Origin of the sequence: Bartonella sp. AA74HLJMH (assembly GCF_042197045.1) — a bacterium.
Taxonomy (GTDB): Bacteria; Pseudomonadota; Alphaproteobacteria; order Rhizobiales; family Rhizobiaceae; genus Bartonella.
In genome coordinates this window covers 1-10,644 of record NZ_JBHIRJ010000025.1, presented here as the reverse complement: position 1 = coordinate 10,644, position 10,644 = coordinate 1, and the positions used below count along the sequence as shown (strand labels likewise).

9 protein-coding genes, 1 tRNA gene and 3 pseudogenes are annotated in these 10,644 nt (G+C 36.3%); 3 read left to right on the top strand and 10 right to left on the bottom strand.

The genetic code is table 11. The features are described from left to right. Positions 1-238 precede the first annotated feature (238 nt). Together ACFINH_RS08475 and ACFINH_RS08470 are read left to right on the top strand one after the other, a co-directional pair. On the top strand, positions 239-457 hold the full coding sequence (locus ACFINH_RS08475; protein ID WP_375632596.1) for a hypothetical protein: 219 nt from the start codon (positions 239-241) through the stop codon (positions 455-457). Positions 458-463: 6 nt separating this feature from the next. Then, on the top strand, positions 464-1,507 hold the full coding sequence (locus ACFINH_RS08470) for a tyrosine-type recombinase/integrase (RefSeq protein ID WP_375632655.1): 1,044 nt from the start codon (positions 464-466) through the stop codon (positions 1,505-1,507). 1,472 nt (positions 1,508-2,979) lie between these two features. Here ACFINH_RS08470 and ACFINH_RS08465 read toward each other — a convergent pair. From ACFINH_RS08465 to ilvA, 3 genes are all read right to left on the bottom strand, one after another. Continuing rightward, positions 2,980-4,362, bottom strand: coding sequence for a DEAD/DEAH box helicase (locus tag ACFINH_RS08465; RefSeq protein WP_375632653.1), 1,383 nt, complete (start codon positions 4,360-4,362; stop codon positions 2,980-2,982). Between the two features lie 290 nt (positions 4,363-4,652). Beyond that, the gene (locus tag ACFINH_RS08460) at positions 4,653-5,183 is read right to left on the bottom strand and encodes a hypothetical protein (RefSeq protein ID WP_375632657.1); all 531 of its coding nucleotides are present in this window, start codon (positions 5,181-5,183) and stop codon (positions 4,653-4,655) included. 35 nt (positions 5,184-5,218) lie between these two features. Continuing rightward, a complete protein-coding gene (gene ilvA, locus ACFINH_RS08455; RefSeq protein ID WP_375632651.1) occupies positions 5,219-6,484 on the bottom strand; it encodes a threonine ammonia-lyase IlvA in 1,266 nt (421 codons plus the stop codon). 158 nt (positions 6,485-6,642) lie between these two features. On the opposite strand from ilvA, the gene ACFINH_RS08450 reads away from it, so the two are divergent. Beyond that, positions 6,643-6,728, top strand: a tRNA-Leu gene (locus ACFINH_RS08450). Positions 6,729-6,977: 249 nt separating this feature from the next. Here the strand turns inward: ACFINH_RS08450 and ACFINH_RS08445 are convergent. From ACFINH_RS08445 to ACFINH_RS08415, 7 genes and pseudogenes are all read right to left on the bottom strand, one after another. Continuing rightward, complete coding sequence (locus tag ACFINH_RS08445; protein ID WP_375632649.1) at positions 6,978-7,568, bottom strand: antA/AntB antirepressor family protein; 591 nt, start codon at positions 7,566-7,568, stop codon at positions 6,978-6,980. Positions 7,569-7,839: 271 nt separating this feature from the next. Then, a pseudogene (locus ACFINH_RS08440) lies at positions 7,840-7,920 on the bottom strand (integrase dna protein); the annotation flags it as partial. 37 nt (positions 7,921-7,957) lie between these two features. Beyond that, positions 7,958-8,374, bottom strand: coding sequence for a hypothetical protein (locus ACFINH_RS08435; protein WP_375630315.1), 417 nt, complete (start codon positions 8,372-8,374; stop codon positions 7,958-7,960). 116 nt (positions 8,375-8,490) lie between these two features. Continuing rightward, on the bottom strand, positions 8,491-8,658 hold the full coding sequence (locus tag ACFINH_RS08430; RefSeq protein WP_375632647.1) for a hypothetical protein: 168 nt from the start codon (positions 8,656-8,658) through the stop codon (positions 8,491-8,493). 75 nt (positions 8,659-8,733) lie between these two features. Further along, positions 8,734-9,000, bottom strand: a complete 267-nt coding sequence (locus tag ACFINH_RS08425) for a helix-turn-helix transcriptional regulator (RefSeq protein ID WP_375630317.1) — start codon at positions 8,998-9,000, stop codon at positions 8,734-8,736. An 82-nt stretch (positions 9,001-9,082) separates the two neighbouring features. Beyond that, positions 9,083-9,705 (bottom strand): annotated as a pseudogene (locus ACFINH_RS08420) (lambda exonuclease family protein). Between the two features lies 1 nt (position 9,706). Continuing rightward, a pseudogene (locus tag ACFINH_RS08415) lies at positions 9,707-10,517 on the bottom strand (ERF family protein). Positions 10,518-10,644 lie beyond the last annotated feature (127 nt).

The following is a 10,644-nucleotide window of genomic DNA, read 5'->3' as shown; positions in this document are numbered from 1 at the left end:
ACCTGTTTTGAAGCCAATGTATGCATGTGTCATAGAGGACAACTCGCATTAGCTCTCACTCAATTGCCTGATTGGAAATATGAAATTAAGCACATCTAAAAAATAAACTTACAGATTTTTTACATATGGGGGTGCTTCTCTTCACAAATGGCTCCTAGCCCCCCCCTTCCTAACAACTTTCAAGTAATGCGTGATTCACGCCACATGTGAATTGCATCTCAATGTAAGGAGAAAAGATATGGCGCCTCGTCCAGCTGCTATAACGCAACCAGCCATTGCACGCGCTTTAAGAGAAGCTAAAAAACAAGGATGTGAACTCGTAGAAATCAAACCTACAGGGGAACTGCTTATCTATCTTAAAGCAGATATTCCAATACCAAATTCAGTTAGCCACCCAGACAAACTTTTAGATTTGTCAAAGAATGAATATTACGAAACCGCACTCTCTAAGATGTAAAATACCATGCCTAAACCACGTCCTCCTCATCTCGTTAAACAAATTACTCAACATGGCAAAATTGTATGGTATGTACGTATTGGTCATGGACCACGCATTAGAATACGCGGTACCTATGGAACGCAAGAGTTTGTTGATAACTACAAAAGCGCACTTGCCGAGTTACAAGGGCTTATACTTCCTAAATCAAAAACCGGTAAACTTGTTGAAGGGTCATTTGCATGGCTGCTTAAACAATACTTTAACAGCGTTCATTGGCATAGCCTTGCTAAAGCTACGAAAAGACAAAGAGAACTTATCCTTATGAAGGTATGTGATGCTATAGGAAACATTCCATACAGAGAAATAAAGAAATCACATATTACAGCGGGTGTTGAACGCCGCAAAGAAAAACCAACAGCTGCTCACAATTTTCTAAAAGCCCTTAATGGACTTTTTAATTGGGCAATTGATCAAGAGCTTTTAGAAAACAATCCAACAGTAGGAGTAAAAAGACCAGCTTACAACAACAAAGATGGATTTGCTGTTTGGACAGAAGAAGATGTTGAAAAATATTATAAAAAATGGGCTCTAGGAACGCATGAACGCGTCTGGATTGATGTCCTTCTTTACACGGGTTTGCGTCGTGGTGATGCGGTCCGCATTGGTTGGAACGATGTCAAAGATAATATCATTCACCTCAAAACAGAGAAAAGCAAATTCCAAACAGATGTCTTTCTGCCCATTTTGCCTGAATTAGCAGAAACCCTTAAAATTGGTCCTATTGGAAATGAAACATTTATTTGCGGGAAAAATGGAAATAAGCTCGTTAAAGAAAGTTTTGGCAACCTCTTTCGTGAGGCTTGTAACGTAGCGGGAATCAAAAAATCAGCACATGGCTTAAGAAAATTAGCAGCAACACGCGCAGCTAACTCTGGTGCAACAGTATCACAACTCAAAGCAATTTTTGGATGGACAGAAGATAAAATGGCATCTCTCTACACAAAGAGCGCAGATCGTAAAAGGTTAGCTATAGAGGCGATAAAAAAACTACAAAAAAATGAGGGATAACGCTATAAAAAGCATAATGGAATCAATAATGATAAATTTCCCCCATATCGTAATAACCCATTTATTTTATTTAAAATAATTGGAACGGCCCGGGGAGCCACTTTTCTTTTATTCCACGTAGTTTATTGTTTTTTCTCAAGCTTTTAGATATGAGGGATTCGTTAATAAAAGTGATGGAATAGGATTTTTGCAATAAAATAGAAACGCAATATCCTACGGGATGTGTTTTTTGCAATGAACGCAAAAAGCGATTGATTCATTTTAAATACTTTTTTCAAACTACCGCGCCTTTATAAGAGGACACAGCAATTATTTGCACATTATAAATTACGATTTCTTTCATCAGAGATGAGTTATTAAGCTCCATCAGCAATGAATCGGTCTCATATATTTTTTTCCAAAGAAAGAATGATTTCTACTTAATAAAGGAGTTAAACTTAAAAACCTGCTCATTAAGCAATCATTTTGAAAAATGAAAGAAACAACAATCAAGGTCATATATTATCTCCATACACCCCACATAACCTCCTCCCCATCCTAAAAGCAAAAAACATAAAACAAGTCTGTAAACACTCCGACGTCTTATCTAACAGGTTGTTCCTCCTGCTAACCACTTCAACGCTTTACAAACAACCTTGCCTTGGATATTCATCACACTGTCATAAAAAATTTAATGCATAAAGTTTTATAGGCTTTATATCCTCCCAAACTAATAGTGTTTTACAGTAAAAACAAAGATAACGAGCTAAATTGTTGAGAATCCTGAGAAAGCCTTCAGAAATCATGACATTCTCGCTATTGTATTATGCAGTCACACGCTTTTTTAAAGAGATATCTCTTAAATCCCCAAGCCTCTTTCACAATGACTCCCGTAAATGGTATAAAATGAAATCGATTGATCAACCCCATCTTTATTTATAATAAAAGCCATACCATCATACTATTTTCCAACTCTCAATCTTAGCAATACCCCCTTGCCTTTGAAAGAGTTTATAAGAATCATTTTATTTATTTCTCAAATGTCCATTTATACAATAATTTCACATATAACGTGCAAGTGAATACTTTTGATTGATCCGCATAAATAGCTTCAAAATAAAAAAATTTTACGATATAATGAACTATTCAATATATAAAACAGTGAGTTATTATTAGACATCAATTTTTAAAATTAAAAGTCATCATTAAAGATAAAACACATCCTATATAAAAATAATTTTATATAAATAAAATCTACTTTTATTCCCATTTTAAAAAATGGGAATAAAGCAAATAAATAATTGCCTCTACAATAATGATTTTTTAAAGATTTTCAAATAAATCCAAATAGTTAGAGGTTTTCATTTCTAAAAAATGAAAACCTCTAAAGGGTCTTCTTACTTTGACAAGAGTACTTTATAGCTCTTTTCAATTGAGAATAAATCAACAAAAGTAAAAAATCTCCTGTACATGATCTTTTTTCAAGACTTTATCTAAGCAGCCTTCTTAACTGATTTCCGAAAACGAAAAGTCTTTGCACGCTTTGCCACCGCTTTTGCTTTTTTATGCCTCTCATTTTGAGGTGAAGAATTCTTCCGCTGCAACTGTGCGGTATCATCTTTTCGACCTAAAAACTGTTTTTGACGTTTAGATTTTTTAAAACGGCGTTCCTTATCGTTTTCTTTTTCTTTACTTTCTCGTACAATTGGCTTTTCTGGAAACGCTGCAAATTGTTCTGGAACAGCCTCAGCCACCAATTTCATACGAATCAAGCGCTCTATAGCACGCAAGCGGGACCTTTCTACCTTCTCATCAAAAAGCGTAAGTGCTACACCAGATGCACCATTACGTCCTGTACGACCAATACGATGTACATAACTTTCAGCTTCATCTGGTAAGTCGTAATTAATAACGTGGCTTATCCCTGGTATATCAATACCGCGTGCAGCAATATCTGTTGCCACTAGGATCTGCACAGATCTTTCACGAAAAGCTTTTAAAGCAGACTGGCGAGCACCTTGTGATTTATTTCCATGAATTGTTGCGACTAAATATCCTACCTTTTCTAAACTACGTGTGACAGCATCTGCCCCATGTTTAGTTCGAGTAAAAACAATAACCGAATCAAAAGCTGGATTTGTCAAAAGTTTACTTAAAACATTCTTTTTTTCATTCGTAGGAACACAATATAATTTTTGGCAAATCTCTACAGCCGTAGTACCTTGAGGAACAACTTCAATTTTAACCGGATCATTGAGTAAACATTTTGCAAGCACAGCAATTTCCCTCGGCATTGTTGCAGAAAAGAGTGCTGTCTGACGCTCTTGATGCAAAAGCTTTGCAATTTGCTTAACATCATGAATAAACCCCATATCCAACATACGATCTGCTTCATCCAAAATCAAAAAACGAGATTGGGAAAGATCAACACACTTTTCACGAACAAGATCTCTCAAACGCCCTGGAGTCGCTATCAAAACATCCACACCTGCTTCCATACGTTTAATTTGTTTTAAACGTGATACGCCCCCAAAAATAAGACATGTTGAAAGATGTGCTCCTTTCGCCACAGTACGGATCGTTTCATCAATCTGAACAGCAAGTTCACGCGTTGGAGCTAAAATCAAAGCGCGTGCAGTTTTAGGACAGCGTTTATCACCCAAAGCCAAAATCTGACTTAAAATAGGTAAACCAAATGCCAAGGTTTTTCCAGAGCCTGTCTGAGCAACACCTAAAATATCGTGTCCTTTCAACATCACTGGAATAGCTTGTTCTTGTATAGGTTTAGGTTTACTCATCCCAGCAATGAGTAAATTTTTAATCAAAAGAGTAGGTAAACCTAACTTTGTAAAAACATTTTCTTCTTTTATAGGCAAAATAAAATCTTTCCTTAGCTGAAGAGCTCAAAAGAAGTAACCATCTGAACTCTCCACTCAAGAATCCGCGCAAGAGAAATCCCTGACATTTTAAATGAAGCAACGCCTAAAAAGCGGCTTGCGCAACTTATGAACACCTTGAAATCAAGATAAAGGCGTATAAACTTCACTTTACAAAAAGCCAACAAACCAGCCTAAATGCCTTCATCTCTATTATCTTTGGATTATGATAAAAAAGCAAGAACTTTACGAAATACATTTATCATGAATAAAAACAATATTTAGATCGTTTACTTTTTGATGATTGTGTCCATCGGTAAATGTACCTTGATAAAATCAGGATAAATCTCGAGAAAAACTGGATTTTGTAAAGTTTTTTGACCGCCATAAATTAAATACCATTGGTTTTTATCAAAAATCGCCAAAGTTTTATATTGAATGATGCGATCTTTCATCTCAAGAACTGTTGGAATTAAAGCATACAAAGTACCGTTATCAGTTTGTAAATACTCTATATTTTCTTTATCTAAACAATAAGCACCAGAAGGCAACCCCTCAAATTTCTTATGCAACTGTTGAAGAAAATCACTACGTAAAGCACTCTCTGTTGTATTCAATCGATGTGCCATCTCTTTATAAAGCCGCTCAGGCATATAACGAGAAATAGGCATAAAATCCCCATTTTTTATAGCATTATTGACATCAACAACGACTCTTGAAAGTTCATCTTTTTGTACTATTGTTGGCTGAGATGCTAAACTCTGTTGATTAACAATCAAAAAGAAAAATAGACTCAGCACCGAATAAAAAATAGGTTTCATCATTATACTTCTTGTTTTAGTAAAATTTCAGTTTCTCAAATAACAAAATCAAATAACGTTTGATCATCAGTAATATCACGATAACGCCAACCTAACGCTTGAAATTTTTCCTCTAAAAGACAAAAATTACCGTATTTTTTTGTTTCAATCGCAACCAATACAGAACCAAAGTTTCTCGCTGACTTTTTAAGATATTCAAAACGTACGATATCATCATCTGGTGATAATGTGGAAAGAAAATGACGCAATGCACCAGGATGTTGCGGAAAACTAAAAATAAAATATTTTCTCAACCCTTGGAAACGTAAAGAACGCTCTTTAATTTCTGGCAAACGCTCAAAATCAAAATTACCTCCTGAAATAACGAGAAGAATTTTTTTCCCCTTTAACTCTTGAGGAGGAATACTGTTAAGCGCATCAATCGATAAAGCACCAGCCGGTTCAAGAACCACACCTTCAACATTAAGCATTTCAACCATCGTAGAACAAACACGGTTTTCAGGAACCGTAATGACAGAATCAGGGGGAAATTGCTTTAGAATTGTATAGTTTAGAGCTCCAATTTCAGCCACAGCAGCACCATCTACAAAAGTGTCAATGCTTTCAAGCTTGACGCGTTTTCCACTCTCCAAACAAGCAAGCAAACTTGCAGCTCTTTGCGGCTCAACAAAACGAAGCTTTGTTTTCCAACCATATTCATGTAAAAACTTGCTCACTCCACTTGCCAAACCACCACCCCCTACCGGCACAATCATCAAATCTGGCTCACTTTCTCCATTGAGTTTTTTCCATTGTAAAGCAGCTTCACAAAGCACTGTTGCCTGCCCTGTAATAATGCGAATATCATCGAAAGGTGGAGCCATTACACCACCGCTCTCTACGACAAAGGATTGCGCAGCTTCATAACATTGATCAAATGTTTCACCAACCAAACGAATATCAATGAATTCTTTACCAAAAATACGTGTTTTTTCAATTTTTTGTTGTGGCGTTGTCATAGGCATGAAAATCACGCCTTTACGTTTAAAATAACGACAAACAAAAGAAACCCCTTGCGCGTGATTCCCCGCTGAAGCACAAACAAATGCAGAATCTGGTGATATACAGCTAAGCATTTCTGAAACAAAATTGAAAGCACCACGAATCTTATAAGACCGCACCGGTGTTAAATCTTCACGCTTTAAATAAATTTCTGCATCATACTTTTGACTAAGAAAATCATTTCTTTGAAGTGGTGTTTCAGCAAACACGTGATGCAATCCCACCATAGCTTTTGTGACGTCTTGAATAAATTGACTCATAACACTAATCTTTTCATACTTTATTTACATTATAAAAGCTTTTTCTATCGATAAAGGAAACTATTGTCAGTCAAAATTTCACTAAAAAATGAAAAATGTTTCTTTTGTCATTAATTCTTGATTCAATAAAAGATATAGCTTATGAGAGAACTCACATCGCGGACGTGATGAAAACGGTAAACATAGCAGACTTAAAATCTGCCGGTCGAAGACCTTGCGGGTTCAAGTCCCGCCGTCCGCACCACGATATGTGGATTTCCCCTTATTTTTCAGTAATTTATTAGAAATTAGAAAAAATTAAACCACCTTCTAAACCACCTTTTAAAACCCTATCATAACGCTATCAGATGGTATTGAGATAGTACTAAAATACGAATCATTGCTGCTTTTTTGAGGCATATTTTGGAACTAAATCACCATACCATGTTTTGCTTCGACTCCCCAATTCCCCTCCCCGCCATAAAAGACGAGGAGATAGAATCAATTTTCCAAACTAAGCAGCTTTCGTAACAGACCTTGCTAAAACCCGCTTAGCTTCTTTAATGAGAGCTTTATATTTTCTATTCTCTTCATCAACTCTAAAAGCATCAACAAGACGCACATGGATAGGACCTAAAAGATACAAAGCTTTTTCACCAGCACTCATACCCTCCCAATGGCTTGGTAAATCAAAGCGTGTATCATTATCATAATCAACAGATTGGCTTTTTAACTTTTTCTCACACTCAATAAAGTAACGACGAGCTTGTCTGCCTTTCTCATTGCGTTCAACCATGGAAAGCTCTTTTGCCATGTCTAGAGTGAGGTGATATTCGATACTTGGACGACCACCTTTAGGTTTCGGTAAATTTTTACCGAAACTCATAACACCTTGATTTTCTTGATGGGCATTAGGTTTTACTAAATTTTTAGTAAAACTCACAAAGTCCTTATTTTCTAGGAAACCGTATTCTTTAATACGATTAATAATCCAATCGTTAAAACGAGATGTGACCTTCAAAAACGTATGCAACTCACGTGCATTTACTGTTCGAACTATTTCTTGATCAATTGTTTGTTCCGTAATTTTTATAAGAATGTTCATAATGAACTCCTATCGATTAGAGGTTTCTTATTGACATTCCAGAGGAATGCCGGGCGCTAAGAAACACGGTCGATAGTCCGTCGCTATGCTTTCCCCATAAGGGTATTGTATGGCATAGCTACACCCGACAAAACCTTTATATGCTACACGCATACAACGAGTCAAAGTCTTTAAGGCGCGGAGAAAAGATTGTTTCGGCAATCTATCCGCTATCGATTCAAGATGTTTCTTAGGCACCTGATTCGACAATAGACACATTGTTATAATCCTGTCAAGTCGCTCCTGTTATAAATGCAGCCCACTGTTCCAAGAGAGCATGGCGTTGTTCCAAAAAATCTGTCCGCATATAAGCTATTACCTATCCCATACAGCATTTTGATTGTTGATAATCAATGGCAAAACGGAGTGTTGATATTGAGAAGTTTTATTATACCGTCATTTTTACAAAACGAACTGTTTAAGCGTCTCTCAACACTTCTTTGAGTCCCGACAGAACCAAGAGGATCCACCGGAATCCTATCATCTTTACAATTTTCACACCATTTCCCACCTTTAATTTTATGGTGAAATCCTGATTGGATCATACAAGTATGAATCATCGACCATTCATTAAGTCCTAATTTGCTATTGTCTCTATCACTACTATAAGGAGATAGCGCACCACACTCCAACAGTGCTTTTCCTACCTCAGTAGAGTTTACACCTGGCTTTTCCCATATAACAAAGTACGTTGAAGGAGGCTTTGAGTTACATCCAGCCATATTTAATAAAGCTATACAGCTTAATAATTTTAAAGTTTGTTTCATTTTTCCCCTTTTTTAATGGATTTATTGACTATGAGAAGGCTTTAAAGCCTGTTGATGATTCTTATCTCCATTTTTTAAATTTGTCACTGAACTTCCAGCAAATAGCCCCCCCTTTTTCAAAAGGGTGAGATTTCAAATCCAACCCTTACAAATTTTTGAAAGTCTTCAATATTTTGACGTACAAGCTTTATAACTGTAGCGTGGCTATTCCCCATACCCTCTGCAATTTTTAAAGAGGTCGTGATGGTAATACCATCATTATCGATTGTCACTAAATTATTCATGATCAAACTATTATCAATAATTTTCTGTCATTTTTGTTAATCTTCACTATGAGTAATTCGTAATTTTGGACCTCTTCAAGATAATTCTATTGAATCTCTTTCAGTTTTTTTGGCTTCAATATAACGGTCAATTTCAACAAGATCCCATTTTAAGTATCGCCCTTCTTGTATAGGCTTAGGAAAAGCTCCTATTTTTACAAGCTCTCTAATGTAGGTCATTGACATTCCGAGATAAATTGAAAGATCTTGTATATTGACAAGCCGTTGCAAACGCATCGACAGTAAAGCTTGTTCGAATAAGCTTATTTTTTCTATTGAGGCAATTAATTTTTCTTCGTTCATTTGAATCTTTCCTTATTATCGATGTGTTGAGAATAATTATAAATGAGCGGGGGTGCTGGGAGGAGAGAGCACCCCCATAACTTCAAGCTGCTTGTGTCAAGATCCGTTTCATGTCTTGCTCTATTTCTGCTAAAAACGTCTCGACAGCTTTATTAATTTCTTCAATGTATTTTTCATCACGGTCAACGCGTTTAATTTTCATGCGTAAGTATGTTGATTGCCTCGTAAGACGTGGGTCATAACTGATAAAATCACACCATTTTCGTCCCGTACAAGCCATTTGGAATTGTATTTGCGCGCTATATTCAGGCTTTATAGTGTCATCTATAAAGAAGCGTAAATGGTTTGGGGATTGTGGGCATTTGACTTCAACTAAACCGTCATCACTAACAAACCCATCAGGACTAGCCCCCGCCATTTGGATTGTGGGGTGTTGGATAAAACCGCATTGAGAGACTTCAGTATCATAAATGAATGCATATTCTTTCAAGGCATCTTCTTCATGTTCAATGCCCCATTGCATAGCAGGTGTTGTATAAAATTGGCTTACTTCTTCTGTTAAACGCTCTGTCATAAGCTTAATTTTATAGTCTTCATATTTGCTTGTAGGGGTTCCCTTTGCTGTTTTACTGAGTACGTTGTAAACGTTTGATGCGGTGACTTTTCCAAGCGGGACTGAAACCATTGTGCTGTTCTTTGTTCCATTTCACACCGCCGTTTGTTGTTGAGTTGGTGCATATTCAATATCTTGTATAGGTGCATCTAATTGCTCTTGTTGTGCTTTATTCATTTGCTTTCGCTGCTTTTTTTTTCAAAGCAAACAAAGCGGTTTGTGCTTGTTTAAAAGACATATCTTTTAGATTTTTTACTCCTATGAAAGAGAGAAGCCTACTTTCTTCAGATTGTGTTTTTTTAATTAATTCTTTGATTTCATTCATCTGTTCAGAAGAGATACCCGCAAGAAGTGTTATTCCATCTGTATCGTCTTCTTTTCTTGCAACATTAAGAAGCATGCCTAAGAGATATCTACGTGCGTAGCTTATAGTAGAACCAACCGCTTGTGTGTTATTTTTGCTTCCCGTAGCATCAATGGGAAATGTTCCTTGTGTTGATATTTCATTGCCCGATATATGCTTTAAAGTCATTTCTACAGTTATGTCATTTGAACTCTGGTCTTTGATACGAGAGAACAAGGCAAAGTGATGTTTTGCAAGAGGTTCTTTAATAGCATCAATATATTTATCAAGCGTTGTATAGAGGCTTTTAGTATGTGTATTAATGGCATTTTGTTCGATATTTTTATATTCCACTTGTATAGTAGAAAGATCACGGACAAAGTTTTGACGCTCTTGTCGTTCTATCTCCTTTTCTCGCAATTCAAGAAGACGCTTGAGACGATCCATATCGACATCATTTTCTAAAGCTCTTTCTAAAATAAGCTCCATAGCTGTAGGTTTGATTTCACAATCGTTCGTTTTTTCCACTAATTCCGTTTGTGTGGTACTTAGTTCACTCATCTTGATTTCCTCCTATTTGAGCGCAATTCACCCGTGGCGTGAATCACGCATGTGTTAAAAGTTGGTTTGGTTGTTAGAGTTTGGATTTTATAGGCTGCATTATGTCTTCAGAAATTATGGTATCTAC

What these genes read in the sequence shown, in the direction of transcription:
- ACFINH_RS08475 (WP_375632596.1), top strand. Translation starts at nt 239, where the DNA reads ATGGCGCCTCGTCCAGCTGCTATAACGCAACCAGCCATTGCACGCGCT.
- ACFINH_RS08470 (WP_375632655.1), top strand. Translation starts at nt 464, where the DNA reads ATGCCTAAACCACGTCCTCCTCATCTCGTTAAACAAATTACTCAACAT.
- ACFINH_RS08460 (WP_375632657.1), bottom strand. Translation starts at nt 5,183, where the DNA reads ATGAAACCTATTTTTTATTCGGTGCTGAGTCTATTTTTCTTTTTGATT.
- ilvA (WP_375632651.1), bottom strand. Translation starts at nt 6,484, where the DNA reads ATGAGTCAATTTATTCAAGACGTCACAAAAGCTATGGTGGGATTGCAT.
- ACFINH_RS08445 (WP_375632649.1), bottom strand. Translation starts at nt 7,568, where the DNA reads ATGAACATTCTTATAAAAATTACGGAACAAACAATTGATCAAGAAATA.
- ACFINH_RS08435 (WP_375630315.1), bottom strand. Translation starts at nt 8,374, where the DNA reads ATGAAACAAACTTTAAAATTATTAAGCTGTATAGCTTTATTAAATATG.
- ACFINH_RS08430 (WP_375632647.1), bottom strand. Translation starts at nt 8,658, where the DNA reads ATGAATAATTTAGTGACAATCGATAATGATGGTATTACCATCACGACC.
- ACFINH_RS08425 (WP_375630317.1), bottom strand. Translation starts at nt 9,000, where the DNA reads ATGAACGAAGAAAAATTAATTGCCTCAATAGAAAAAATAAGCTTATTC.